This is a genomic window from Streptomyces virginiae (genome assembly GCF_040638905.1).
In the GTDB taxonomy this organism is placed as follows: domain Bacteria; phylum Actinomycetota; class Actinomycetes; order Streptomycetales; family Streptomycetaceae; genus Streptomyces; species Streptomyces virginiae_B.
Genome location: NZ_JBEZYV010000001.1, coordinates 146,620 through 173,262, shown reverse-complemented (window position 1 = coordinate 173,262; position 26,643 = coordinate 146,620). Strand labels below are relative to the sequence as shown.

The window sequence follows — 26,643 nt, the reverse complement described above, 5'->3', positions numbered from 1 at the left end:
CGACTCTCTTCCGCTTCCCGCAGCGGGGAGAGTATCCGCCATGGTGGCAGACCCTGAATAGTCCCTGCTGGGAGCTGGTACGAGGGGAAGGGTCCCGGGGAGTCGCCTCCCCGGGACCCGCCGGTGGGGCTCATCGCAGGCCGTACGCCCGGATGATCTCGTTCTTGACGCTGAAGCCGCTGTCCGTCTCGGCGGCCGCGCGGACCGAGAGGAAGCCGCCCGGCTTCTTCGCCGTCTTGAGCGATCCCGTCCAGTAGCCGTCGGCGCCCTTCTGCAGCGTCACCTTCTGCCAGGTGGCGCCGTCGTCGTAAGAGACGTCCAGCTTCACCGAGGTGACGGTGCCCGGCACGGCGGCGAGGTCCATCGACACGGGCTTGAGCGCGATCTGCCGGGTCGTACCGGCCGGGACGTCGCCGTGCAGATCCGTTTCCATCCTGTAGTTCAGGTTCAGCACCGAGAACCGCTCGAAGAACTCCGAGTCGACGGTGTCGGACATGAACGTCCACTCGGTGTGGGTGCGCGTCGACAGCCGGAAGACCTCGCCGGGCCGCTCGGCGTCGAGGACGGCGCGGTAGGGCAGCCTGCCCGCCGGCACCTCGATCCACTGCATGTCCGTGCCGTTCGGATTGTCGTGGATCAGTTTGTCGCCCTGGAAGACCCGCAGACGGGTCGGTGTCTCACCCCACGGCAGGAAGCCGCCCAGCCGCATGTTGTCGCTGGCGGAGGCCCATGCCTGCACGTTCCAGGTCATGTGGTCGCCCCAGCGGGAGTTGTACACCCCGAAGGACTCCCCCTGACCGGGCCGGGTCGCCGGAGCGAACCAGTCCAGGCGGGTGGTGCTGCCCTTGGCGTACGTGTTGTCACCCGAGACCATCACCCACGGCATGCCCTCGACGCCCTGCGCGTGGAACTCCCGCCAGACCTGGCCGGGAGTCACCCATTCGGTGCGGGTGCCCGGGTGCCACTCTCGCTCGGGGAGATTGAAGGACGGGCTGAGGGTGAAGTCGGAACGGTAGCCTTCCGCCACCCCGCCGTCCGTGGCCGAGTAGTAGCGGGCGTCGATCCGGGCGAGCTCGGCCTTCGTCGGCTTGTAGACCAGCGCCCGGTCCGGCACGTGGCCGGAGTAGTTCCGGGTCAGGTCGTAGACGAACGGCGTGTACGCGGTCTGCTTGAGGGTCAGTTGGAAGATTCCCGCCTTGGCCGTGGCGATGAGGGACGTGCCCGCCTCGCGGTGCACGGTGGCGACCGGGATGGCCGACTCACCCACGTACTCCATCAGCCCGCCGACGCCGTCGTTGACCACGATCAGCGCCTTCGCACCTGCCGCTGTCGCGGCCTCGGTGCGCTCCTGCGGCGTGACCTCGTCGCTGCGCTCGACGACGACGACCCTGCCCTTCGCGCGGACCTCGGCGTATTCGGCGGCCGCACCGGTGCCCGCGTAGGCCGCGCTCACCCGGTCCGTGGCAGTGCCCAGGGCGCTGCCCGCCTGCACCAGCGCGTCGAAGCGCAGCCGATCGCCCATCGCGCTCAGGGCGAGCCGCGGCTCGCCCTTGCGCCAGCGGGTGGTCAGCGTGAACTCGCCCTGCTCCATCGGCTCGGTCGGCGTGACGTAGACGTCGTCGTACGTCGGCGGCAGAACGTAGGTGCTGCGGTGGTCGAAGAAGGGGTCGAAGCCCGTGTGGTGGACGTTGAAGTCGACCTTGCTCTGACGGTCCTCGGTGCGCTCAGGCGCCTCGGTCTCCAGCAGGCGCGCCTTGCGGGCGTCCAGCACCACGTCCGCGGAGCGGTCCTTGAGCACGGTCTCCGGGTCGACCATCACGGCCAGACCCGAGCGGTCCGCCTTCTCGCCGGCCACGTCGAGGTACGACGTCACGGTGTACCGGCCGGAGGCCATGCGCATGGTGGTCGAGCCGTCGACGTAGAGGTTCCACGGCCAGGAGTCGCCGGCCTGGTTGACCGTGACCCAGCCTGCGGCGGGCTTGCCGTCCCGGCCGACCAGCTTGATGTTCAGGTCGTAGCGCTCCTCCTCCTTGAGCAGCGCCACCGAGGTACGGGTCACCGGCTTCCCGGTGGCCGCGTCGGTGCCCGTCACGTAGCCGACGTGCCGGCCGGCCGCGGCGGCCCGCGGATCACCGGTCACCGGGACGACGGCGGTGCCGCCCGCGGGGACGCTCACCCTGGTGGCTCCCAGCCTGAACGGCCCGCCGGCGCCGGCCTGCGCGAGGTTCAGGCTGACAGCGGTGGACCCGGAGTTGGTGAAGGTCAGGTCCTTGGTGACGGCGACGTCGCTCGGCTCGTGCGGCCATGTGTAGTTGCCGAAGAAGAGCGACCCGGTGCCGTGGACGGCGGTGCGCACGGCGGCGGCCACGTCGAGCCGGCCGGCGCCGACCTCGTACGGGGAGTACTGCTCGTCCAGCCCCTTCGCGGTGCTCATCAGGTGTTCCTTGAGCCGGGCGCCGGTCCAGTCGGGGTGCTGCTGCGCCAGGACGGCCGCCGCACCGGCCACGTGCGGGGTGGCCATCGACGTGCCGCTGAGGGTGCGGTAAGGGCCTTCGCCGCCGCCGCTCATCTCCTGCGAGCGGGCCGCGGTGATGTCCACTCCGGGCGCCGCGATGTCCGGCTTCATGCCGCCGGAGTAGGCCAGCGGTCCGGTGCTGGAGAAGGACGCCAGCCGGTCCTGCTTGTCCGTGGCGGCCACGGTCAGCGCCGAGGAGGCCGCGCCGGGGGAGGAGATGGTTTCCGGACCCGCGTTGCCCGCGGCGATGACGAACAGGGTGCCGTACTGCGCTGTCAGCGCGTCGACCGCCAGCGACATCGGGTCGCTCCCGTCCGTCGGGTAGGAGCCGCCGAGGCTCATGTTGACGACGTCCGCACCGGACTCGGCGGCCCACTGCATGCCGGCCATGACCCAGGAGTCCTGGCCGGAGCCCTCCGCGCCGCCGAGCACCTTGCCGACCATGAGGTCGGCGCCCGGCGCCACACCCTTGTGGGCACCGCCGGAGGCGGCGCCGGAGCCCACGATCGTCCCGGCCACATGGGTTCCGTGCCCGTTCACGTCGGTGACGGCCTCACCCGGTACGAAGCTGGCCGTACCGTCGATCAGGCCTGCCAGATCCGGGTGGTTGACGTCTATGCCGGTGTCGAGCACGGCGACCTTGACGCCCTTGCCGGTGTAGCCGGCCGCCCAGGCCTCGGGCGCGCCGATCAGCGGAACGCTCTCCTTCAGGGCGGCCTTCACGCGCCCGTCGAGCCACAGCTTCGCCACCCCCGCGCCCAACGTGGCGCTGCCCTGCGGGGCGACGTCGGCCCAGAAGGTACGGGCCTGCGCCTTCTCGGTGGCCAGCGCGGCGCCGCCGATGCCCTTGAGGTCGCGGGTCAGCCTGCTGCCCCGGGGAGCCGTCGGCCCGCCGGCCGAGCGGGACTTCGACCGGTCGTACGTCGCGATCAGCGGCACCGCCGCCGACTTCGCGTCGTCGTAGCCCATCTCGATCAGGTCGGTGACGTTGAACAGACGCCGGTCCAGCTTGTCCGCGCCCAGCAGCGGCACGGCCTCGTCCGGGATGACGAACAGGTCGCCCTTGATCTGCTGGACCTTCACGCCGCCGAAGGCACTGGGCGGCCGGTCGACGTCTGCGGTCTGTTTGCCGTCCGCCATCGTGGTGACCGTGACGACGTCACCGGTGACCAGGGTGACCTTGTGGGTCGCCGAAGGCCTGGCGGGAGCAGGGGGTTTGCTCGGAGCGGCTTGAGCCGGGGCATGCAGGGCCGCGAGGCCCGACACCAGCAGCGGGACCACGGCGGTGACCGAGACCAGCTGCCGGCGCCGGCGCACGCGTCGGGAGGCGGAAGCCTGGGAGGGGGAGGACATGACAAGGGTCTATCCGCCCGGGAACACCGGCGTGAAGGCCCCGGCGCGGCAGGTCCTCGCCATGGCAAGGACTTGTCAGCCGTGGACCGCGCGATTCGGTCAGTGGAGCTGGCGGCGGACCAGGGTGTGGAAGAGGCCGGCGGGGTCGGCGAGGAGCTCGGCCGGGGGGCCCTGCTGGACGATCCGGCCGTCCGCCATGGCGATCACGCGGTCGGCGTCCATGACGGTGGAGAGGCGGTGGGCTATCACCAGGCGGGTGGTCCGCAGGGCGCGGGTGGATTCGATGACCACGCGCTGGGCTTCGTTGTCGAGGGCGCTGGTGGCCTCGTCGAGGAACAGGATGCGCGGCTTGCGGATGAGGGCCTGGGCGATCATCAGCCGTTGGCGCTGGCCGCCCGAGACGGTGCCCCCGCCGTCGGACAGGATGGTGTGCATGCCCATCGGCATGGCCTTGATGTCCTCCGCCAGGCCCGCCAGCGCGGCGGCCTCCCACGCCTCTTCGAGCGTGAACGTCCCGGCGCCGCGGATGCAGTCGAGGATGGACCCGGAGAGGGGCTGGGCGTTCTGCAGGACGACCCCGCACTGGCGGCGTACGGCCGCCCGGTCGAGGGCCGCAAGGTCCTGGCCGTCGTAGAGCACGCTGCCCGAGGCGGGCTCGTCGAAGCCGATCAGCAGCCGCAACAGCGTCGACTTGCCGCAGCCGCTGGCTCCGACGATCGCGACGAACTCGCCCTGTCCGACGCGCAGGCTGACGTCGTCGAGGACGAGCGGGCCGTCGTCGGCATAGCGGTAGGACAGGTTCTTGGCTTCGAGGGCGCCGGTCAGCTCCCCCGGCGCGGTATTGGAGCGGGCCACCTCGGGGGTCTCCCGCAGGACCGGTGCGATCTGCTCGAACATCGGCAGCACCGAGGCGGCCGAGACGAGCGCCCCGGTCAGCTGCGTCACCGACGACACGAGCATGGTCAGCGCGGTGCTGAAGGTGAGGAACTCGCTCGCGGACAGGGCGCCGCGGGCCGGTCCGGCCAGCAGCACGAACATCACCAGCGTGCACAGCGGCAGGTGAACGGCCCCGAGGACCGTGCTGACGTTCTGTATCCGGCCGATGCGCTGGTGCAGGTCGCGCGTACGGGCGAACTCCCGTGCCCAGGACGCGTACGCGAAGCTCTCGGCCGCGGCGACGCGGAGCTTGGGCAGGCCGCGCAGCGTCTGGAAGGCCTGGTTGGCCAGCCGGTGGCCGAGCGTGTTCAACCGGCGCTCGTAGCGCAGCTGCCACAGCCCCAGGACCAGGAAGACCCCTGCGATGACGACCAGCACGGCCAGCGCCGCCATCGCCAGCGGCACGCTGTAGACCAGCAGCAGCACCAGGTTCACCACGCCGACGGTGCACGCCTGTACGCATACCGGGCCGATGCCGGACAGGACGCGGCGGACGGCGCTGACGCCCATCGCCGCGCCGGCCAGTTCGCCGGTGGAGCGGCCCGCGAAGAACGTCGCCGGCAGGCGCAGCAGCCGGTCCCACACCGCCGGTTGCAAGGTCGCCTCGATGCGGCCCTCCATGCGCAGCAGGGAGGTGTTCTGCAGCAGCATGAAGACGGCCGAGACGATGCCGGTCGCGACCAGCGCCAGCCCTGTCTGCACGATGAGGCCGTTCTCGGCCTGCGGGACGTACCGGCCGAGGACCTGGCCCGTGCCGATCGGCACCAGCGCGGCCAGGACCACCGAGACCAGCCCGCCCAGCAGCAGACTGCGCAGCTCGGGGAGGGTGCCGCGGACGCTGAAGCGGAGCAGCGCCGGCAGGCCCACCCGCCCGTCGGGCAGGGGGCGGTACAGCATGACGGCGCGCGGTTCGAAGGTGGTCGCGTCGCTCTTCCCGACGCGCTCGCGCGTGCCGGTGGCGGGGTCGAACGCCTCGTAGCCGCCGCGCCGCCACAGCAGGGCGACGGGCGTGCCGTCCTTCTCGCGCCGGCCCACCAGCGGGCCGCTGTTCTCCCGCCACCAGCGCCCGCCGAGCCGGACCGGGCGGGTGCGGATCCGTGAGGCCAGCGCGATGCGTTCGACGGGGTCCAGCTGCTCGGACGCGGAACCGGCCCCGGCCGGCGGGGTGAGGGTGATGCCGGCCGCGTCGGCGACGACGCGGCACGCCGCGAAGGTCGCGTCGACGCTCGCGCCCCGGTGGGTGTCCCGGCGCGAACGGGCGATGGACGCCAGCAGCGTCCGGTCCGCCTCGGTGCGGGCGGCGCGGCCCGCCTCGATCCCGGCGGCCGTGCGGTCCTCGTGCGCGCGCTCCAGCTGTTCGATCCAGCCGTCCAGGGCGTACAGCAGCCGGTGCTGCTGGTCGACCATGCCCTGCCACATCGCCGGGTCGACGAGGAGGGTGCCCACCGCCTCCGCCGCGTACACGGCGCCGTACTGCACGCTGCCGGGAGGGATCCGCATCCACAGGATGTCGTCGTCGGCCCCGCCGCGGCCGGCGCCGGCGACACCGTCCAGCGGTGCCTCGTAGAGCACGCGCAGACCGCGGCCGATGCCGCGCGCGAAGGCGTCCTCCAGCGGGCTCGGCCGTCCCGCGGGGGAGGGGCCGTACCCCCCGCACTCCCCGTACTGCGGATACTCCCCGTACTGCTGGTAGTCGGAGTACTGCGGATACTCCGCGCGGTACAGCTCGCGCAGCTCGATCCGGCGCAGCCGGCATCCCTGGAGCGGCCGGCCGGACAGGGTGTGCCCGGGGCCCTCCGCCGGACCGAGCAGCAGCGTGCCCGGCTCCAGCCGGCCCAGGAAGTGCCAGTGCCCGGCCTGCGCGGCGTCCACGGCGAACAGGTCCAGCTCGCCCTCCACCACCAGCCACAGGACGAGCGGGCCCTCCAGGGACAGGCTGCGCACGCCCGCGCAGTCGAGGGGCGCACCCAGCGCGCCCAGGGCGGCGACGACCGGGTCGGCCGCCGCGGCGGCGGTGGCGGCGGTGTGGTGCGGGTACGTCACCTCAGTGCTCCTTGACCAGTGAGGCGTACGCGCCCCCCGCGGCGACCAGTTGCTCGTGCCGCCCGCGTTCCACGACCGTGCCCCGGTCGAGCACGACGATCTCGTCGCTGTCGCGCACCGTGCTCAGCCGGTGGGCGATGACCACGCAGGCACAGCCGCGGCGGCGCAGGTTGTCGATGATGATCTGCTCGGTCACCGCGTCCAGGGCGCTGGTCACCTCGTCGAGCACCATCACGCTGGGGCGGCGCACCAGCGCCCGCGCGATCTCCAGGCGCTGGCGCTGCCCGCCGGAGAAGTTGCGGCCGTCCTGCTCGACACGGCTGTGGATGCCGCCGGGGCGGCGGGCCACCACCTCGTACACGGCGGCGTCCTCCAGCGCGGCGACGACGGCCTCGTCCGCGATGGTGGGGTCCCACAGCGTGACGTTGTCGCGGACGGTGCCCTCGAAGAGGAAGACGTCCTGGTCGACGAAGGACACGGACGCGGCGAGCGCGCCGCGCGGGATGTCCTCCAGCCGCATCCCGTCGATGCGGATGGCGCCCGCCCAGGGGGTGTGCAGGCCGGAGATCAGCCGGGAGACGGTGGACTTGCCGCTGCCCGAGCCGCCGACGAGCGCGACCTGCTGCCCCGGTCCGACCGAGAGCGAGAAGCCCTCGAACAGCGGGGCGTCCAGCGGGCTGTAGCCGAAGGTGATGCCGTCCAGCTCCACGTGCCCCTTGAGGCGACGGGTGGAGGCGGCGGGCTCGCGCCGTGCGTATACGGGGTCGACGGGGAAGTTCTCGACGTCCCCCAGGCGGGCGACGTCGGCCGCGAAGTCCTGGATCCGGCCGGCGACGCCGCCCAGCCGGGAGATCGGCGCGGTGAAGCTGGTCACCAGGGCCTGGAAGGCGACGAGCAGGCCGACGGTGAGGTGGCCCTCCACCGCCCGCAGGCCGCCGATCGTCAGGATCAGCGCGCTGTTGAACGCCGCCAGCGTGGGTGTGACGATCGCCAGCCACGCGCCGGGCACGCCGAGCCGCTGCTGGACGTCGAGGGTGACCGCGTGCTGGCCGGCCCAGCGGCGGAAGAAACCGTTCTCGCCGCCCGTCGCCTTCATCGTCTCGATGAGCTGGAGGCCGCTGTACGCGGTGTTGGTCAGCCGGGCGCTCTCGGCGCGCAGCTTGCGGGTACCGGTGGCCCTCACCCGGATCGCGATCCGCAGGGCGACCACGTTGAGCAGCGCCACGGCCACGCCCACGAGCGTGAGCTGCGGGTCGTACGTCCACAGCAGCACCGCGTAGAGCACGATCACCACCGCGTCCACCGCCGCGGCGGACAGGTCACGGGCGAGGGTCTCGGCAACCGCGTCGTTGGACTGGAGGCGCTGGACCAGATCGGCCGGGTTGCGCTGGGAGTAGAAGGTGACCGGAAGTCTGAGCAGGTGCCGGAAGAAGCGGGCGCTGCCCAGGGTCGAGGAGATGACGCGCCCGCGCAGCAGGTTGGCTTGGAGCAGCGCGGTGAGGGTCGCGGTGAGTACGAGGGTGACGGCCATCGAGGCGAACAACACGCCGAGCAGGGACGTCTGCTGCCCGATGAGGAACATGTCGATGTACGTGCGGCTCAGGGCCGGCACCGACGCGCCGACCGCCACCAGGAGGAGGCTGCAGAGCACGGCGGCCGCCATGGTGCCCGAAGTGCCCCGCAGGCGGGCGGGGATGCTGTCCAGGACCCCCGGCCTGCGGCCGCCTCGGCGGAAACCGTCACCGGGCTCGAAGGTGAGGACGACACCGGTGAAGCTCGTGTCGAACTCGTCCATGGGGACGAACCTGCGGCCCTTGCCGGGGTCGTTGACGTACACGCCCCGGCGCCCGAACCGCCGGGCCGTGCCCTCGTAGACGACGTAGTGGTTGAACTCCCAGAACAGGACGGCCGGGCCGCGCACCTCGGCGAGCGCGGACAGGTCCATCTGCATGCCCTTGGCCTTCAGCCCGTACCCGCGGGCCGCCTTGAGGAGGTTGCTGGCGCGGGAGCCGTCCCGGGAGACCCCGCAGGCGATGCGCAGTTCTTCGAGCGGGACGAAGCGGCCGTGGTGGCCGAGCACCATGGCCAGGGCGGCGGCGCCGCACTCCACCGCCTCCATCTGCAGCACGGTGGGGGTGCGCACGGGGCGGGGCGTACGGCCCCTGGGGGTGGGCGCGGGTGTGCGTGCCGGTCCGCGGCGAGCGCCGCGCTTCGGCTCCGGGCGGTGGCGCCGGCGTCCGGCGGGCGGGAGGTGGGGCGCCCGCGGGCGTGCTCCGGCCTGTGGCGCGGTCATGGCAGCAGCCAGTCGACGGGGCGCTGCGCGGCGAGGTGGACGGCGCCGGTGACGGGCGTCCGCGAGTCGACGGGGTACGGGGGCCCGTCCGCGGCGGACCACCGGTAGCCGGACGGGGTGGAGGAGGAGCGTTCGAGCCGTACCACCACGGCCACCGGGCTGCCGTGGCGGGAGAACTGCTCGGCGAGCCCGCCGTCGCCGAGGAAGCCGGCGATCTGTGCCTGCGTGAGGGGTGCGCGGCCGACCGCGGTGACGCGTCCGCGCAGCACGCCGAACCGCTGCTGCGGGACGGACTGGAGGCTCAGGTCGACGGGGGCGCCCACGGGGATCGACGAGCCGCTGCCGCCCGGCACGTACAGCACGGCCACCAGCGGGTCCTCGGGGTCCTTCACACGTTCCACGGTGGCGACGTCCGCACCCGTGGCGACGACCGAACCCACCTTGGCCACCAGCGTCGTCAGCCGTCCTCCGGTCACCACGCGCACGGGCCGTTCCCCCTGCTCCGTACGGACGTTGAGCAGGGGCGCGCCGGCGGCCAGCATCTGGCCCTCCTCGGCGAGGACGCCCGTCACCTGTCCGGCGACCGGCGTCTGCAGGACGTAACTGCCCTCGGCCCGGGTGAGGATGCCGGGTGCGCTCAGCCTGGACGACACGCTGCCCGTGCAGGCCCAGTAGCCCGCGGCGGCCATGACGATGACCGTCACGGCCAGGACGAGGCGCCCCTGCGGGCGTGCGAAGCGAACGGGCAGGTCGAGTTCTTCGGGCGATTGCAGCTTGGAAAGAGCCTTTTGGCGAAACTGCACGGACTGTTCCTTCGGCTGCATTCGTATCGGTGGGGCACGGGGACAGCGGTGAACCCCGGAGCCGTGGGGGATGCTCCGGGGTTCACCGGCATATCCCGATCAGAGACCGGCGCGACCGGCGTTCACCGAAACGCCGGTGATGCCCGTGACCAGGCCGGGGGCGTGGGAGACGATGCCCGTCGCGGCCTGGACGGTGTGGAGGGAGCCCGCGACGCCCACGATGTCGTTGACATCGCTGGTCACGGCGCCGGCCAGGCCGCCGGACACGCTGATGATGCCGCCGGACACGGCGTCCAGCTCGGTGTCGTCGATCTCACGGGTCTCGATGTCGTTACGCATGGAGCGCACCTTTCAATGGGGGGAGGAATTCATCGCCGCTGCCGGTTTCCGGTGCTGCGATGCGCAAGATGAAAGCACGCGAACGGGCTACTCACCCAATCCCGTTGACTGCCCATCACGGGAGAAAGGGTGCCGGTGACAACGGACGTGCAGCTTGATTCACGCAATGGTGGCGACTTCTTCACGAGATCGAGTAACAGATACGGACCGCGCCGTGCTTACGTGGAACGAAACGGCGTAAATCGGCCCGAAATGGAGGGGTCCTGCCGGTCGTAGGGAGGGCTCGGGGAGGCTGCCTGTCGAGATCGCGGACACGATGTGCAGGTTTGTGCAGGGCACAGGGCGTGACGGGGCCACTACGACCGGTGTGCGTACGGCGAAGGGCCGGGTCGTCGGCTGACGACCCGGCCCTCGGCCGGCTGCGGTCGGACCTGGCGGACTACTGCCAGTCCTCGTCCCAGGGCGGCGGCTCCATCCCCTCCGGGTCGAAGGGCGGCTCGTCGGGGTCCGGACCGGAGGGGGCCGCGGTGTCGGAGCGGGCAGGGAGCGCGGACGCCGCGGCGGGCCCGGCCGGAGCGGCGGGCCCGGCGGCGCCGCACTCCGCCAGCGTCTTGAGGACGCCTTCGGCGTACTTGGCGAGCTTGGCCTCGCCGACGCCGCCGATGGTGGCCAGCTCCTCCACCGTGGCCGGCAGCCGCGTCGCGATCTCCCGCAGCGTCGCGTCGTGGAAGACGACGTACGCCGGTACGCCCTGCTCCTTCGCCGTCTCGGCCCGCCAGGCGCGCAGGGCCAGGAAGACCGGCTCGGCCTCGGCCGGCAGGTCGGCCGGTACGCGGTTGCCCTTGCCCGAACGCGACCCGGGCTCCTTGCGGGAAGGGGCGGCGGGCGCCTTCTCCTTCCGCATCGGGACGCTGCGGCGTCCCCCCAGCACCTCGCCGCTGTCCTCCGTCAGCACGAGCGTTCCGTAGTCGCCCTCCACCGCCAGCAGCCGCTGCGCCAGCAGCTGGCGCACGACACCCCGCCACTCCGCGGTGCCCAGGTCCGCCCCGACGCCGAACACCGACAGCGCGTCGTGGTCGAACTGGATGACCTTGGCCGTCTTCTTGCCCTGGAGGATGTCGATGATCTGGCCGGCGCCGAACTTCTGCCGCCGCTCCTTCGCCAGCCGCCACACCGTCGACAGCAGCTTCTGCGCGGCGACCGTCCCGTCCCAGGACTCGGCCGGCGTCAGGCACGTGTCGCAGTTGCCGCAGGGCGTGCCCTTCTGGCCGAAGTACGCCAGCAGCCGCACCCGGCGGCACTCGACCGTCTCGCACAGCGCCAGCATGGCGTCCAGGTGCATGCCCAGGGAGCGGCGGTGCGCCTCGTCCCCCTCGGAACCGTCGATGAGCTTGCGCTGCTGGACCACGTCCTGCAGGCCGTACGCCAGCCATGCCGTGGCGGGCTCGCCGTCGCGGCCGGCGCGGCCCGTCTCCTGGTAGTAGCCCTCGACCGACTTCGGGAGGTCCAGGTGCGCCACGAAACGCACGTCCGGCTTGTCGATGCCCATGCCGAAGGCGATCGTGGCGACCACCACGACCCCGTCCTCCCGCAGGAAGCGCGCCTGGTTCGCCGCGCGCGTCCGGGCGTCCATTCCGGCGTGGTACGCCACGGCGTCGATGCCCTGCTCCACCAGCGAGGCCGCGGTCTTCTCCACCGAAGCCCGGGACAGGCAGTACACGACACCGGCGTCCCCGGCGTGCTCGGTCCGGATCAGGTCCAGCAGCTGCTTGAGCGGGTTGTTCTTCGCGACGATGCGGTACTGGATGTTCGGCCGGTCGAAGCTGGCGACGAAGTGCCGGGCGTCCTCCAGGCCGAGCCGCGCCACGATCTCGGCGTGGGTGGCCTCCGTGGCCGTCGCGGTCAGCGCGATCCGCGGCACCTTGGGCCAGCGCTCGTGCAGCAGGGACAGCGCGAGGTAGTCGGGACGGAAGTCGTGCCCCCACTGGGCGACGCAGTGCGCTTCGTCGATCGCGAAGACCGACACCTTGCCCCGGTCGAGGAGCCGCTGGGCGCTCTCGGTGCGGAGCCGCTCGGGGGCAAGGTAGAGCAGGTCGAGCTCGTCCGCGAGGAAGGCCTGCTCTACGGCCTGCCGCTCGTAGGGGTCCTGCGTGGAGTTGAGGAATCCGGCCCGTACCCCGAGCGCGTTCAGCGCGTTCACCTGGTCCTGCATGAGCGCGATGAGCGGCGAGACCACGACGCCCGTGCCTTCCCTGACCAGCGCCGGGATCTGGTAGCAGAGCGACTTGCCGCCGCCGGTCGGCATCAGCACGAGCGCGTCGCCGCCGCTGACCACCTGCTCGATGATCTCCTGCTGCTCGCCGCGGAAGGTGTCGTATCCGAACACGCGGTGCAGTACCTGCAGAGCGTCGGAGGTATCGGGGGAAGTGTCCGGAAGGGCCATCCGAGAAGCCTAACGGCACCCGCCGACACGCCGGGTCCGTCCACGGGAACCGGCGGCCGTCGGGAGCGCGGGGACCGAGGCACCGGATCATCAGGGCATCAGGGCATCAGGGCATCAGGGCTCAAGGTGTCGCCGTCCGGGCGTGACGGGCGGCGCCGAGGCCGCATCGAATGGGCGACGCCCTGCAGCGCCGTACGCAGCAGCCCGCCGAGGGCGCCGTCGTCGTCGCCGTCCGGCCGGTACGGCTCCTGCCCCAGGCCCTCCCGTACCGGCCGACCTGCGTGGCGAGGCTGCGGCAGGTGCGGTCCGCCGCCGACGGCGACCAGCGGCCGCGGGGGTTGCGGGCCGCCCCCGCGCAGAGCAGCGTCGGGCGGGGTTCTCCTCCCACGCGGAGCGCTTCCGCAGGGTCGGTGCCATGGCGGGAGACGGCCGGCCCATACCCCCGCCATGACACCCCATGGCCCCGAACAGGCCTGCTCGGGCGGTCAGTTCACGCGTTCGACGCGGGCCCGTCGGATCAGGTTCTTGCCGGGTTCGCGCACCTTGTCGAAGGCGGCGTTGTTGAGCAGGACGCAGCTGCCGGAGGGGCCGTTCACGGTGACGGTCGTGGCCTGGCCGTTGTCGAGGTTCGTCACCTTCAGCTTCGTCCCGACGGGGAACGTCCCGCTGGTCGCCGCCGGCGGACCCGCTTCACCCGACAGCGTCACCGTCGACCCGGGACACACGACGTCGGGGGCGGCGGCATTACCGGTCGCCACCGTGACGACGACCCCTCCCGTGACCAGCGCTGCCGTGGTGGCAGAGAGCACGATCTTCTTCGTAAGACTCATCGTCCGTTTCCGGGACATTGACACTCCTCGATCCGATGGGCACGGCCTCCCCTACGTCCTGCATACGCCCGCCGTCACAAGCGAGTTCGGTTCTTGTCGCCGTGTTACAAATCCGGTGGGGACGCAGCCCGCGGGTGCTGCGCGCGGCCTGACACGGTGGCCCGGGACACCCGCGCCGCATACGAACGCGCAGGTGGCGGCCCTGCCACTGATTCCGGTCGACGTCTGCGGCGCTCGCGGCGACCGGCCGGACCGCCAGGCGGACGGCGGCTCGGCCCTGATCCTTAAGGTTCAGTTGACCCCGCCTTAACCCTCCAAGGGGCGTCAGGCGCGCGTCGCCCGGATGATCCAGACCGCCGACGCGTAGCGCACCCCGTCGTCGGTCTCATGGGCGGTGAGGGTGGCCCTCAGATCGTCGATCGCACGACGGCGGCCCCCGTCGTCGAGACCGTCGAGCATCCAGCCGTGCAGGCCCAGCGTGAACCGCTCCGCGTCGGCCGCGTCCTCACCGAACCACATCGCCTCACGGTGCGGCTCCAGCCGGACGTCCGTGAAGCCGGCGGCGCCGAGAACGGCCCGTACGCGCGCGGGATCGGCCAGCGAGAACGGCCCGGGAGCGTCGGGGGCGGGCCCGGCCGTCGGGCGTCCCGCAGCCAGGGCCCGCGTGAAGGCGAGGAACCACTCGTTGCCCGCCGGCTCCTGCCAGACAAGCTGCACGAAGCGTCCGCCGGGGCGCAGCGCACCGCCGATGTTGCGGAACGCGGCGACCGGGTCGGCGAAGAACATCGATCCGGTGCGGCTGACGGCCAGGTCGAACGACGCCGCGGGGAAGGCGTGGACCTGGGCGTCCGCCTGCACGAACTCGGCGTTGTGCACGAACTCGGCGACCGCCCGCCGCCGTGCCACGCTCAGCATCGCCGCCGACAGGTCCACGCCCAGCGCCCGGCCGGCGCTCGCTCGCCGTGCGGCGGCGCGGGTGGTCTCGCCGGTGCCGCAGCCGATGTCCAGCACCCGGTCGGCGGGGGACACGTCCGCCGCCGCGAGGAAGTGCGTCCGGTAGGGGCGGATCGCGCGGTCGAACCGGTCGGCGTGCTCCGCCCAGTACGCGCCCTCCCGTCCGTCCCAGGCGCGCGCCTGCTCGGCGTTGGCGGGATCGACCCGAGGAGTGCTGCTCACGGCCACCACCTCCTGTGGTTCCGTACCCGGACCGCCGGCCGGCGCGGATCCGTCAGACGAGGGGCAGGTTCTGTTCGGACCAGACGGTCTTGCCTCCCATGGTGTAGCGGCTGCCCCAGCGGTGCGACAGCTGGGCGACGATGTACAGGCCGCGCCCGCCTTCCTCGGAGTTCCTCGCGCGCCGCATCCTCGGCTGCGTGTTGCTGGAGTCGGAGACCTCGCACGTCAGGGTGTCCGCCCGGATCAGGCGGAGCCGGACGGGGCCGCCGGCGTGGCGGATGGCGTTGGTGACCAGCTCGCTGACGATGAGCTCCGTGCTGAACGACAGCTCGTCGAGGTCCCAGGCCGTCAGCTGGGCCAGGACGAGATGACGCGCTTCGGCGACGACCGCCGGGTCGGCTTCCAGCAGCCACGTCGCGACGGAACCGGTGTCCACCACCCGGGTACGGGCCAGCAGCAGCGTGACGTCGTCCCTCAGCCTGCCCGGCGGCAGCCCCTCCACGATGTCGTGCCGGGCCTGGCGCAGCGGCTTGCCGAGTACGCCCGAGCGCAGCAGCCGCTCCGCCAGGTCGCGCATGCCCTCGTCGACGTCCCCCTCCCCGCGCTCGATCAGGCCGTCGGTGTACAGGGCCAGGACGCTCCCCGGCGGCAGGACGAGTTCGACCGGCTCGAAGGGCCAGCCGCCGACCCCCAGGGGCGGGCCGGGGCTCAGCTCGACGTACTCCACCGTTCCGTCCGGGCCGACCACGGCCGGCGGGGGGTGTCCGGCGCTCGCCATGACGCAAGAACGGGTGACCGGGTCGTACACGGCGTACAGGCAGGTGGCCCCGGCCGGCCCGCCGGGCAGTGGAATGCCCGCGCCGCCGTCGTCCGCGTCGTCGCTCTCGGCCTCGGACGCCACCTGCACCACCATGTCGTCCACGTGCGCCAGCAGTTCCTCCGGTTCCAGTTCCAGGTCCGCCATCGCGCGTACGGCGCTGCGCAGGCGCCCCATCATGGCCGTGGCGTGCAGCCCGTGACCGGCGACGTCACCGACCACCAGGGCGACACGGGCCGACGACAGGGGGATGACGTCGAACCAGTCGCCGCCCACTCCGCTGTCCGCGTCGGCGGGCAGGTACAGACCGGCGGCTTCCACCGCGGGCTTCTCCGAGGTGGCCGGCGGCAGGAGGCTGCGCTGCAGCCCCAGGGCGGTGCGGCGTTCCTTGGTGTACCGACGGGCGTTGTCGACGGCGACGGCCGCCCGGGCGGCGATCTCCTCCAGCAGCGCCAGGTCGTCCTCGTCCAGCGGAGCGGAGTCACCGGTGCGCCAGAGCGTGAGCCGTCCGAACCTGATGCCCCGGGCGCACAGCGGGGCCGTCATCGCCGAATGGGCACCCGGGACGGTCGAAGCCCACTCCGGGACCGCGTCGTTCCCGGGATCCGCGGGCCGGCCGCCCGGCCCGGTGACCAGCTCTCCCCGGCACGCCCGCTCCGCGGACGCCGAGGGTGGCGCCGCGAACCGGGCCGTCGTCCCCGTACGCAGTACCTCCGGTTCCGTCCCGGCGACGGCCATCCGGATCAGGGGCAGGGGGAGGTGGTCGGCGGCGGCCGGTTCTCCGCCGGTGAGCACGGTCTCCGCGAGGTCCACCGCGGCGCAGTCGCCGAACGAGGGCGCCAGGACCTTCACCAGGTCCTCCACGGTGCGCAGGACCGACAGCGACCCCCCCAGCGCTCCGGTCGCGCGGTAGAGGAGGTCCAGCCGCCCGCGCGAGCGTTCGTGGTCGGTGACGTCGGTGAACACCGCCGCCACACCCATCGGCCGGTCGTCGGGCTCCTGGAGCCGGAACGCCTGGATGGTCACGATCCGGCCGCCCCGCGGATCGTCCAGGGTGCGCACGGTCGTGCTGAAGCCGGTCAGGGGCGTCCCGCTGTCCAGGACCTCCTGCAGCCGGGCCTCGACGGTGCGCGCGTCCTCGGCCCACAGGAAGTCGGCCAGGCGCCGGCCGTACAGTTCGACGGGCACCCCGGTGTACGGCAGCAGGTGCGTGTTCGTCCGCAGCAGGCGCAGGTCCCTGTCGAAGACGGCCAGGCCGACCCTGCCCTGGAGGAAAAGCTCGTTGGTGAAGGCGTGGTCCTGGCGCCATCGGGAGACCAGCTCCAGGGGTGCGCCGAGTACCAGGAACCGGCCCGCCTTCTGCGACGTGCCGTCGTTGAGCGGGACGACGCGGAAGCCGATCTCCAGCTCGCCGCCCGAGCCGTGCCGCAGCGTGGCCCGGCCCTCCCAGCCCTGCCCGCCCGCGCAGCCGCTCCACCCGCTGTGGGCCGGCACCGCCTCCCAGCCGCCCGAGTCCACATCCGCGAGGAGGTCCCGTGCCGGTCGGCCGCACACGTCCGCGGACCGGCGCTGCAGGAGGGCCTCGGCCGCCGGGGTCCAGGCGAGGACCGTCCCGGCGCCGTCCAGCAGGGCCGCGGCCGTGTTCGTCACGGCGAAGGGATAGTCCTGGTTGCTCTCACTGGCGTGCATCCGTGCCCATCTCGTCCGCAGGCCCCGCTGTCCCCATGCTGGTCGATGTCCGGGGCGGGAGCCAGAGGCGTTGCGCCGTCCGGTACCGCTCCGGGCGTCATTCCCAGTGTCTCGCGAGCAGGCTCCGGGCACGGCGCGTGGCGCGCTCGACGGGACCGCTTCGCGGGTACGAGACCCCGGCCCTGCGGGCCTGGGGTGGACAAGAAGCCCCTGGGCCGTCTCTTTCGGATCTTGTGCCCGCGTCGTCCGGTGCCGTGCCGCGCCGCGCCGTAGCGTCGGGGCTCCCGCGTACGTCCAGTACACGGCGGGCTCCTCCGCGCTGCTTTGGGACACCGCTCGTGACGGGCCACAGCCTCCGGCGCCGCCACGAGCGGGCCCTGGCGGCTCGCTGGACGGACCGCCCGGAGACGGCGGTTCCACCCGACCGCCGTACAACGGAGCCGGTGGCCAGGACCGGTCTGGAAACGGCCGGACCCCGCCGAACGGGTCCGCCGCCTCGGGATCCGTTCTCCGCGCGTCGGACCGGTCGGCGGTCGTCGGAAGCCACAACCGGGCGGACCCCGGCCTGGATCTTCGGCCACACCTGCTCCGCGAGCGGAATCAATCACTCCACCTCAGGAGATGATTCCGGCCACCGGGCCGCAGGGCACCCCTGGCAGGGTGCGTCCGTGCGCGGCAACATCGAAGCGACATCAGGGGAATACGCTCGTGCGACGAAGAATCTCCGGGCCGGCCGCCACCGCGCTCGTACTCGGCCTCCTGCCGCAACTGTCCGGATGCGGTGTCCCTGGCGGCGGCGCGGGTGACGGCGGAACGCTCCGCCTGGTTGCCGCCGAGTACGGCGACACCCCGGCCACCAGTTCCAAGGCCTACTGGGAGAAGGTGACCGGCGCGTTCACCGACGCCAATCCCGGCATCGAGGTCGAGGTCCGGCTGCTGCCGTGGGCGGACATCGACCGCGAGGTCTCCCGCATGGTCAAGGCGGGCGAGGCCCCCGACGTGGCGCTCATGGGCTCCTACTCGGACTTCGCCGCGCAGGGGAAGCTGTACTCCGCGGAAGAGCTCCTGTCGGTCGGCGCCGAGGCGAACTTCCTCCAGCCGCTCGCCGACGCGGGGACCTTCGACAATCGCCTCTACGGCCTGCCCTTCGTGGCGAGCAGCCGTCTGCTGTTCTACAACAAGGCGCTCTTCACCAGGGCCGGCGTCGCCGCGCCGCCCAGGACATGGTCCCAGCTCAAGGCCGCCGCCAAGGCGCTCAAGGACAAGGGCGTGAAGTACCCGTACGCCCTGCCCCTGGGCCCGGAGGAAGCACATGCCGAGGCGCTGATCTGGGAGCTCAGCAACGGCGGCGGCTACGCCGACGGGCGGGGCAGCTACAGCCTGGACTCCGAGGAGAACGTCCGCACCTGGCAGTGGGTCAGGGACAACCTGGTCACGCCCGGACTGGTCGGGCCCACTGCGCCGTCCGAGACGAACCGTGCGGACGCCTTCGCCGCGTTCCTGAGGGGCGAGGTCGGCATGCTCAACGGCTACCCGTCGCTCGCCCACGAGGCGGCCGCGAAGGGGATCGACGTCGGCACCGTCGCCATGCCCGTCTCGGACTCGCTGGACAGCGGCGAAAGCCCGCCGACCGTGGGCGTGGCCGACTGGATGGTGGCCTTCAGGCAGAACGGCAAGCGGGCCGAGACAGGCAAGTTCCTGGAGTTCGTCTACCAGGACAAGAACCTGGCGGACTTCGTGGACCGCTACCACCTGCTGCCGGCCACCACCTCCGCCGCGCGGACCCCGGCCGGCGGCGGCCTCAGCCAGACCGACGAAGACTTCCTGAGCGCGCTGCGGACGGCCCGCCTCTACCCGGTGAACGACCCGTCATGGGTGGCGGTCAGCGACGCGATCAAGCGCAACATCGGCCGCGCCGTCGCCCCGGGCGGCGACCCCAAGGCCGTCCTGGAGGACATTGCGCACAAGGCGGAGCAGGCCGCCGCCGACAGAACCTGACCGCGCTTCGGGCCCGGTCGGGCGCACGGCACGCGGGAACCTCACGGTCCCGGCGGCCGTGCGCCCGGCGGCCGTGCTCCGACCTGTCCGAGCAGGCCTCGGCGAACGGCACGCCGATCCACGAGATCGCGGGGGAGGACCGCCGGATCCGAAGGACGCGCCCTACCGGGGGTCGAGGAGGGTGACGGCCTCGGCGAAGTCGGCGTAGGCGGGTTCGAAGGTTCGCGCGGCGACGAGGAACATCGAGCGGTCCGTCAAGGCCCGGGCGAGGCGCACGGGGTCGTTGGGCAGGCGGCGGGCGAGCGCCACGCCTTCGTCGAAGTACGGTGTGAGCCGATCCCCGAACTGGTAGGGACGGTTGCCCTCGCGGACGGCCGCGCGGATGCTGATCCTGCGCTGGACGTCGACCGCTTCGGGCATGCGGCCGGCCTCGCGCAGTTCCGCCGCCTCCGCTTCGAGCCGCGGCAGAGTGCCGAGGAAGGCATCCCGCGGGGCGCTCACGCAATCGAGGTCGGTGCCGAACGCCGGCATGGGCGACTCGGTGCTCGCAGCCGGTTCGCCGCCCCGCCCCGACAGCGCGAACAGGGTGACCCACCACCCGAGGATGCAGCTCCAGTTCTTCGGCTCGCCCGTCGTCGCCAACTCCTCCAGGACGGTCAGGGCTTCCTGCCGGGTGGCTGCGGCATCCGCCCCGTCCCCGGCGGCCTCACGCATCCAGGAGAGGTGTACCAATTCCCAGGTGAGTATGGCCAGCGCCGACCTCTGCTCGGCGGCCTTGCGCCGGGTGGCGTCGAGAAGTTCCCGGAAGACGGCCGATGCCTCGTCGTGCAGGCCTGCGCCCTCCAGGTTCGCGGCCCACTCGACCATGGTCCAGAAAGAGATCTCGGGTGTGCCGTTCCGGGCCGCCTTCTCGTTGAGTTCGGCGGCTTCCCGGAAGCGTCCCTCCTCGGCCAGGGCCGTCGCCAGCCGCCCGTTGCTCCCGGCCGCGGCCATTTCCTCGCAGGCCGCGCGTCCCTCCGCTCGGCGTCCGAGGGCGAACAGGGCCCTCTGGTGGGCGTTCAGGGCCCTGCGCAGCCGTTCTGCCCGGGTCGGCAGGCCGGCCTCGATCCTCCGGGCGGCCTCGACCGCCTCGGTGGTCAGCGCCAGTTCCACCTCCGGGTTCCGGGTGCGGTAGCTCATCAAGAGGAGCGCGTCCACGAGCTTCGGCAGATACGCCTTCGGGCTGACCTCAGCCAGAACCCGGTACGCGTCGACCTGTTCGAGCACACTCAGCCGGCCGGAACCCAGCAGCAGTACGCGGGCACGCAGAACGGCGTCGTGATTGATCATCCCCATGTTCCCCCAGTCTCCGGGTGATGCACGAAGGAGATTCTGGGAGTCGGGGAGCGGACCGGACAAGCCTCGCGAACTGTGCGTTCCGTCCTACGAAAAAGGCCGCTGACCTGTCATGATGTACATGCCCTTGCACCAATTCCCTGACCCCGTCCCCCTCAGGACCTGCCACCGGAGCTTGCCCTGCGGGGCTGTGGGGTGCGCGCCGTTCACGCCCGGCGGAGCGCGGAGCGGCCCGCGAAGCGCGCCGAGGCACCCAGCTCCTCTTCGATCCGGATGAGCTGGTTGTACTTTGCCGTGCGGTCGGAGCGGGAGAGCGAGCCGGTCTTGATCTGGCCGCAGCCGGTCGCCACCGCCAGATCCGCGATGGTCGTGTCCTCCGTCTCGCCCGAGCGGTGCGACATGACGGCCGTCCAGCCCGCCTCGTGGGCGGTGGCCACCGCTGCCAGCGCCTCGGTCAGGGTGCCGATCTGGTTGACCTTGACCAGGACCGAGTTGCCGACGCCCGTACGGATGCCCTCGCGCAGCAGCGCCTCATTGGTGCAGAACACGTCGTCGCCGGTGAGCTGGCAGCGGTCGCCGACGCGGGCGGTCAACTCGCGCCAGCCCTCCAGGTCGTTCTCCGCCATCGGGTCCTCGATGGAGAGGACCGGGTAGGCGTCGATGAGCTTGGCCAAGTGGTCGGCGTGCTCGGACGGCGTCCGGCGCACGCCCTCGCCGGCGTAGTCGTACACCCCGTCGCGGAAGAACTCCGACGACGCCGGGTCCATGACCAGGCCGATGTCCGTGCCGGGCCGGTAGCCGCTGCGCTCGATGGCGGCCACCACGAAGTCGAGCGCCTCCTCGGCGGTACGCAGCGCGGGCGCGAAGCCGCCCTCGTCACCGACCCCGGTGGAGTGCCCGGCGGCCAGCAGGTCGCGGCGCAGGGTGTGGAAGACCTCGCTGCCCATGCGGACGGCTTCGGCGAAGGTGTCCGCGCCCACGGGCGCGATCATGAACTCCTGGAAGTCGAGCGGATTGTCGGCGTGCGCCCCGCCGTTGACGATGTTCATCATCGGCAGCGGCAGGAGGTGGGCGTCGGCGCCGCCGAGGTAGCGGTAGAGGGGCTGGCGGTGGGCCACCGCGGCGGCCTTGGCGGAGGCGAGGGAGACGCCGAGAATGGCGTTCGCGCCGAGCCGGGACTTCGTGTCGGTGCCGTCGAGCGCGACCAGCGCGGCGTCGAGCCCCGCCTGGTCCGCCGCGTCCCGGCCGCGCACGGCGGCCGCGATCTCCGCGTTGACGTGGGCCACGGCGCGGTCGACGCCCTTGCCGTGCCAGCGCGTGGAGTCGCCGTCGCGCAGCTCCACGGCCTCCCGGGCGCCGGTGGAGGCACCCGAGGGGACGGCCGCGCGCCCCAGGGAGCCGTCCGTCAGGACGACGTCGACCTCGACCGTGGGATTGCCCCGGCTGTCGATGATCCGGCGGGCGATGACGGTCTCGATACGGGCGCCGACGGTTTCGACTGCCTTTGTGGACATGGTGGTTCCTCCCCGTTGGTCGTGTGCCGTGGCCCGGGCTGCGACGACGCCGGCGCTGGCCCGACGAGAGAAACCATACAGCCATGCTGTTCAGTTCCGCTGAACAGCATGGCTGTGCAGATCGGCTGCGCAGTATTGCTGTACAGGTCAGGTGCACAGCTTTGCTGGCCAACGGGGTAAAGTGCCCTATGCCCTCCTCGGAAGCCGCCGTCATCGCCGCGGAACTGCGCATCGCGATGGGCAGGCTCATCCGGCGCGTCAAGGACGAGGACCGCATCCCGCTCGGCCAGGCCGCCGTACTCGGCGCGCTCGACCGCAACGGCCCCATGACCACCAGCGACCTCGCCGCCGATCAGCGCGTACGCCCCCAGTCGATGGCCCGGGCAGTGGGGCTGCTCATGGATCAGGACCTGGTCACGCGCCGGCCGCACCCCACGGACGGCCGCAAGTCGCTGGTCGAGCTGTCGGACGCGGGCCGGACCGCCCTCGAAGCGGAGCGCGGCCGCAGGGCCGGTTGGCTGGCCCAGGCCATCGAGGCCGAACTCACCGATGAGGAGCGCGCGTTGCTGGCACGGAGTACCGCCCTGCTGGAGCGGCTCGCCGCGCGCTAGGGCCTCCTAGGCGCCGATGTCCCGGCTTCGGAAGTCGTCCAGCGTCTCGCGCCTGACCAGGGGCCGGGCCGCGCTCCCGTCGACCGCGACGACCGCGGGACGGCCCGCCAGGTTGTAGCCCGAGGCCATGGACAGCTGGTAGGCGCCGGCCACCGGTACGGCGAGCAGATCGCCTGGGTGACGTCGCCGGGCAGTGCCACACCGACGGCCAGGCCGCCGTGCGGGAGCCGCTGCGTGGACGCGGGCCAGACGGACAGGTCCTCCGCGGCGGTGGCGACCTCGGAAAGGACGGTGGTGGTCATCGCGGCTCCCCTCAGAAGGCTCGGACCGCGACGTCGGCCGTCCGGGCCGGCACCGGGGTGACAGCGGGAGCGGTGAAGGTCGGGTCGATCGTCAGAGGGCCCCGGCCGAGCGGTGCGGCGAACGCGCGGAGCGCGGACTCGGACAGCCGGATCCACGGGTGGCCCGCGCCGAGCGCCGCCGCCAGCAGATCGGGGCGGGTGAATCCGACGGCGGTGCGCTCGCCCAGAGGGGTGCGGAACAGCCGGAGCACCACCTGCGCGGTACCCGGCCGGACGGGCACGTAGAGGGGTCCGGCCGGGACCCGTTCCTCGGGCTCGGGGTCGCCGTCGTACCGGAACAAACACATGTGGCCCTCCCAGGGGAACCACGAGTGGCAGGTGGGGCCCCGGATGCGGGGAGGCGGTCCGGGGCGCGACGACGAAGCTGTCCCCGTCCACCCCCGCTGCGGGCCGCTCCGTAACGAGCCCCTTACGCCGACGCCCCGAGTCCATACGGATCGCTGACGCCCCCGCCCCGGGCGGCGCCAGGAAGCCGTCATGGCCGGCGCTCCAGGCGCCGGGTCCACGGGGGCTTGACTGGCCGCACCAAAGATATGACACTCGAAGTGCAATTTCTTTTGTGAGCGTAGGTAACGGTTCTTCACTTTGCGTCATGAAAGGTGAGACATGTCCAGCTACAGCGCCCGAGCGTGTGCCGGGCAGACTCCTGTCCGGGACGGGCGCACCGGCTCCGGCTCCGGCTCAGGTTCCGCTCGCATGCTCGCCGCCTATGCCGCAGCGGGCGCGGCCGTGGGTGCGGTGTGGATTCTCGGCGGGGACGCGCCCGCCTGGGAGCACGCGCTGCGCGTCCTCGTGGTGGTGCTGTGCGTCAGCGTGACCGGGCGCTTCGCCGGGCGCCGTCTCGCCCGCGCCGGGAGGGCCACGCTCGACCGGAAGCTGTTCTTCGGTCTGGTGGCGGCGAAAGTGCTCCTGGTGGGCGTGGCACTGCTCGTCGACTGGCTGGCAGGCCTGTGGTTCGCCGAGCCGGCATTGATCACCGCGGGGTTCCTGTTCGTGGCGGTTGCCGCCGGCGGTCCCGCGCTTCACGGCCGGCTGTCCCACGGCACCGGTGCGATCGGCCGCCACGGATCGCAGACGCCGGCGCCGGAGCACCTGCCGTGATCTCTTCGTCCTGCACACTGGCCGGACACCGGACCGAGGCAGGAGCAGCACCTTGACCACCACTGCGCACCGCTGGCACCTGCGGGGATCCGCCGGTCACACCTACTCCGGTGAGGAAGCCCGGCAGCTGCTTCGGCACCGGTGGGACTGGGGGAGTCAGGAGACGTGGTTCGAGAGCGATACGGGGCGGCTCTTGACCGTGGTCACCAACGGCGACCGCGCGATGGTCGTCCTGCGGGACGGGGAAGGCGATGCGGGTGAGCACCTCGTCGATCGGCGTGCCGAGGGCTGTTCCGGCGGCTACGCGCTCGCCGACGGCCAGGTCGACAGCTACGCCGACCGGGACACCGTCGCCTTCGACGTGGCAGGCCGTGCCGTGGCGTACGTCATCGAGCACGGCACCTGGCCGGCCTCCGCCCCTCGTGACAGGGATGCGTTCCCCGGGGGCGGATAGCCTGCCCCCATGGGTGAGGCAACTGAGGCCATGGACAAGGGACATGACGGCGAAGGCTGGGGAGCCACGCGCTCCTGGGTGGAGAAGGGGCTGGTCGAGGGGGAGCGCATCGCGCAGGTCGTGCGGCTGCGCGGCGGCTGGACGTCTCAGATGCGCCGCCTGGACCTCGCCGGACCGGGCGGTCGGCGCTCGCTCGTCCTGCGGTCCTTCGTCAAACCCTTCTACGTCCGGCACGCAGAAGGGCTGTTGACCCGGGAGGCGGCCGTCCTGCGTCGACTCGACGGCACGGACGTACCCGCGGCCACCCTCGCGGCCGTGGACGCGACCGCGCAGCACTGCGATCACCCGTCCCTGCTGATGACCCTGCTGCCGGGGACCGTACGCCTCGGCGATCAGGATGCCGACGACCGCGCAGAACTGCTGGCCCGCCAACTCGTTTCCATCCATCGGCTGCCGGTGACCGCGGCGCAACGCCCTCGGCCCTATCAGGCGTGGACCTCGCCCGAGCGGGTGACCCCGCCCGCTGCCACCGAGCGGCCCGAGCTCTGGCGGCGGGCGGTCGACGTCATCCGCCGGGAGCCGCCGGCCCATCAGGGCTGCTTCCTGCACCGGGACTTCCATCCCGGCAACGTCCTCTTCACGGGCAGCGGCGGTGGCCTCCGCATCAGCGGGGTCGTCGACTGGGTGGAGACCTCCTGGGGGCCGGCAGACCTGGACGTGGCCCACTGCTCGACGGCCCTCGCCCTCCTGCACGGGGTCCCCGCCGGCATGCGCTTCACCGACCGGTACGTCGACGCGGGCGGCACCCTGGCCGAGGGCAGCGCCCATCTCTACTGGCGGCTGCTGGACGCGCTGGGCTTCGCCCCGGACGCGGAGAAGGTCGCCGTTCCCTGGCGGGAACTGGGCCGCGTCGACCTGACACCCGATGTCCTGACCGGCAGGCTGGAGGGCTACATCGAGGCGCTGTTCGAGCGCTGTGCCTGAAGCAGCGGCGGCCGGGCGCGGGCGACCTGAGCGCCGCCCGCTCCCCCGCCAAGCACCTCAGGGGGGTCGAACCCCCGAGCGCGCTCCGGACCCGCTGCCGACGTCAGGCGCGGCAGCGCAGCATCTCCAGCGGCGGGTTGGCGTGGAAGTCCGCCCAGAACTCCGCGTCGAACTCGCGCTTGCCCGCCTCCGACACCGTCAGCGGCACCCAGGCCAACTCGCTGAATCCGGCCGCCGACAGGCACTTCTCGTACACCTCCCGGCGCGGGAGGTTGGCGACGAACGAGACCGGCGGGTCGAGCAGCGCCGTCGTCCGCACCTGCGGCCCGGTCTCGACCTGCGCGCCGGTGAGTTCGCTGCGGAAGCCGTACCTCTCCGGGGTGGGCCCGTCGAAGCGGAAGTCGGGCGACTGGTTGAGCAGGAAGAGCTCACCACCGGGCTTCAGGCTGCGGTGCAGGGCGCGGCACATCCGCTCCGTGGTGGCGACATCCTCGGCGTAGTTGAGGAGTTGGACCGCCAGGGCGACGTCGAAGCGCTGCGCGATGGGCCGCAGGTCGGCGACATCGCCGACCTCGTAGCGCACGCCCAGCGGATCACGCTCCTCCAACTGCTGTGCCACGGCGACCATTTCACCGGAGATGTCGATGCCGAGCACCTCCGCGGCGCCGCGCCGCCTGAACTCCCGACTGTAGAAGCCGGTTCCCGACGCCAGGTCGATGACCGACTTCCCGCGCACGTCCCCGACCAGGGCCAGGAAGCTGGGTACCACCACGTACTGCTCCAGGGGCAGGGCCTTGAACCCCTCGTAGGCCTCGCCGATTTCGTCGTACTGCTGCTGCGCGCTCATGGTGATGTCCTCCCCGTTTCGCTGTTCTCGGGCCACGCCCCCCCCGGGGGTGCGTCGCGGCTCCTGCCAGGAAGTCTCTACGGGGCCGGGCGGCCTCCCGTACTGGCAGAACCGACAAAGATCCCGGCATCGTCCCGGCATCGTCTACGGCGGGCCAGGGCGTAGCCGGCACCCGCTCGGCGCTACCGGCTACCGGCTAC

The 26,643-nt window shown here is 72.2% G+C and carries 17 protein-coding genes and 2 pseudogenes; 5 read left to right on the top strand and 14 right to left on the bottom strand.

Annotated features, from left to right (window positions below; genetic code table 11):
- Positions 1–130: 130 nt before the first annotated feature.
- From AB0F82_RS00875 to AB0F82_RS00835, 9 genes and pseudogenes are all read right to left on the bottom strand, one after another.
- Positions 131–3,868, bottom strand: a complete 3,738-nt coding sequence (locus AB0F82_RS00875) for a S8 family peptidase (RefSeq protein WP_362622312.1) — start codon at positions 3,866–3,868, stop codon at positions 131–133.
- Between the two features lie 99 nt (positions 3,869–3,967).
- Complete coding sequence (locus AB0F82_RS00870; protein WP_362622310.1) at positions 3,968–6,847, bottom strand: NHLP bacteriocin export ABC transporter permease/ATPase subunit; 2,880 nt, start codon at positions 6,845–6,847, stop codon at positions 3,968–3,970.
- Between the two features lies 1 nt (position 6,848).
- The gene (locus AB0F82_RS00865) at positions 6,849–9,140 is read right to left on the bottom strand and encodes an NHLP family bacteriocin export ABC transporter peptidase/permease/ATPase subunit (protein WP_362622307.1); all 2,292 of its coding nucleotides are present in this window, start codon (positions 9,138–9,140) and stop codon (positions 6,849–6,851) included.
- Positions 9,137–9,943 (bottom strand): HlyD family efflux transporter periplasmic adaptor subunit, encoded by an 807-nt coding sequence (locus tag AB0F82_RS00860; RefSeq protein ID WP_362622304.1) that lies wholly within the window; start codon positions 9,941–9,943, stop codon positions 9,137–9,139. Before AB0F82_RS00860 ends, AB0F82_RS00865 begins: the two co-directional genes overlap by 4 nt.
- 99 nt (positions 9,944–10,042) lie before the next feature.
- Positions 10,043–10,282 carry a hypothetical protein gene (locus tag AB0F82_RS00855; protein ID WP_356811498.1) on the bottom strand — a complete coding sequence of 80 codons (240 nt, stop codon included), beginning with the start codon at positions 10,280–10,282 and terminating at the stop codon, positions 10,043–10,045.
- A gap of 439 nt (positions 10,283–10,721) precedes the next feature.
- Positions 10,722–12,725: a DNA helicase RecQ gene (gene recQ / locus AB0F82_RS00850; protein WP_362622301.1), complete on the bottom strand. Its 2,004-nt coding sequence runs from the start codon at positions 12,723–12,725 to the stop codon at positions 10,722–10,724.
- A gap of 485 nt (positions 12,726–13,210) precedes the next feature.
- A pseudogene (locus AB0F82_RS00845) lies at positions 13,211–13,480 on the bottom strand (hypothetical protein); the annotation flags it as partial.
- A 399-nt stretch (positions 13,481–13,879) separates the two neighbouring features.
- A complete protein-coding gene (locus AB0F82_RS00840; RefSeq protein ID WP_362622299.1) occupies positions 13,880–14,731 on the bottom strand; it encodes a class I SAM-dependent methyltransferase in 852 nt (283 codons plus the stop codon).
- Between the two features lie 52 nt (positions 14,732–14,783).
- The gene (locus AB0F82_RS00835) at positions 14,784–17,237 is read right to left on the bottom strand and encodes a SpoIIE family protein phosphatase (protein WP_362622297.1); all 2,454 of its coding nucleotides are present in this window, start codon (positions 17,235–17,237) and stop codon (positions 14,784–14,786) included.
- Positions 17,238–17,945: 708 nt separating this feature from the next.
- Here AB0F82_RS00835 and AB0F82_RS00830 point away from each other — a divergent pair.
- A complete protein-coding gene (locus tag AB0F82_RS00830) occupies positions 17,946–19,235 on the top strand; it encodes an extracellular solute-binding protein (RefSeq protein ID WP_362622294.1) in 1,290 nt (429 codons plus the stop codon).
- Positions 19,236–19,397: 162 nt separating this feature from the next.
- On the opposite strand, the gene AB0F82_RS00825 is transcribed toward AB0F82_RS00830, so the two are convergent.
- Both AB0F82_RS00825 and eno read right to left on the bottom strand, forming a co-directional pair.
- On the bottom strand, positions 19,398–20,564 hold the full coding sequence (locus AB0F82_RS00825; protein WP_362622291.1) for a hypothetical protein: 1,167 nt from the start codon (positions 20,562–20,564) through the stop codon (positions 19,398–19,400).
- 212 nt (positions 20,565–20,776) lie between these two features.
- On the bottom strand, positions 20,777–22,084 hold the full coding sequence (gene eno / locus AB0F82_RS00820; RefSeq protein ID WP_362622289.1) for a phosphopyruvate hydratase: 1,308 nt from the start codon (positions 22,082–22,084) through the stop codon (positions 20,777–20,779).
- Between the two features lie 188 nt (positions 22,085–22,272).
- On the opposite strand from eno, the gene AB0F82_RS00815 reads away from it, so the two are divergent.
- A complete protein-coding gene (locus AB0F82_RS00815) occupies positions 22,273–22,695 on the top strand; it encodes a MarR family winged helix-turn-helix transcriptional regulator (RefSeq protein WP_362622287.1) in 423 nt (140 codons plus the stop codon).
- A gap of 6 nt (positions 22,696–22,701) precedes the next feature.
- Here AB0F82_RS00815 and AB0F82_RS00810 read toward each other — a convergent pair.
- Together AB0F82_RS00810 and AB0F82_RS00805 are read right to left on the bottom strand one after the other, a co-directional pair.
- Positions 22,702–22,907, bottom strand: a pseudogene (locus AB0F82_RS00810) (diaminopimelate decarboxylase); the annotation flags it as partial.
- A 101-nt stretch (positions 22,908–23,008) separates the two neighbouring features.
- Positions 23,009–23,344: an SAV_915 family protein gene (locus AB0F82_RS00805; protein ID WP_362622285.1), complete on the bottom strand. Its 336-nt coding sequence runs from the start codon at positions 23,342–23,344 to the stop codon at positions 23,009–23,011.
- Between the two features lie 409 nt (positions 23,345–23,753).
- Here AB0F82_RS00805 and AB0F82_RS00800 point away from each other — a divergent pair, with 409 nt between their 5' ends.
- Genes AB0F82_RS00800 through AB0F82_RS00790 form a run of 3 tightly spaced genes read left to right on the top strand, consistent with a single transcriptional unit; the run spans position 23,754 to position 25,596 of the window.
- Positions 23,754–24,158 carry a hypothetical protein gene (locus tag AB0F82_RS00800; RefSeq protein ID WP_362622282.1) on the top strand — a complete coding sequence of 135 codons (405 nt, stop codon included), beginning with the start codon at positions 23,754–23,756 and terminating at the stop codon, positions 24,156–24,158.
- A gap of 52 nt (positions 24,159–24,210) precedes the next feature.
- The gene (locus AB0F82_RS00795; RefSeq protein ID WP_362622279.1) at positions 24,211–24,612 is read left to right on the top strand and encodes a hypothetical protein; all 402 of its coding nucleotides are present in this window, start codon (positions 24,211–24,213) and stop codon (positions 24,610–24,612) included.
- A gap of 9 nt (positions 24,613–24,621) precedes the next feature.
- Positions 24,622–25,596, top strand: coding sequence for a phosphotransferase family protein (locus tag AB0F82_RS00790; RefSeq protein ID WP_362622276.1), 975 nt, complete (start codon positions 24,622–24,624; stop codon positions 25,594–25,596).
- Between the two features lie 103 nt (positions 25,597–25,699).
- Here AB0F82_RS00790 and AB0F82_RS00785 read toward each other — a convergent pair whose 3' ends face one another.
- Positions 25,700–26,443 (bottom strand): class I SAM-dependent methyltransferase, encoded by a 744-nt coding sequence (locus tag AB0F82_RS00785; protein WP_362622273.1) that lies wholly within the window; start codon positions 26,441–26,443, stop codon positions 25,700–25,702.
- Positions 26,444–26,643: the final 200 nt, after the last annotated feature.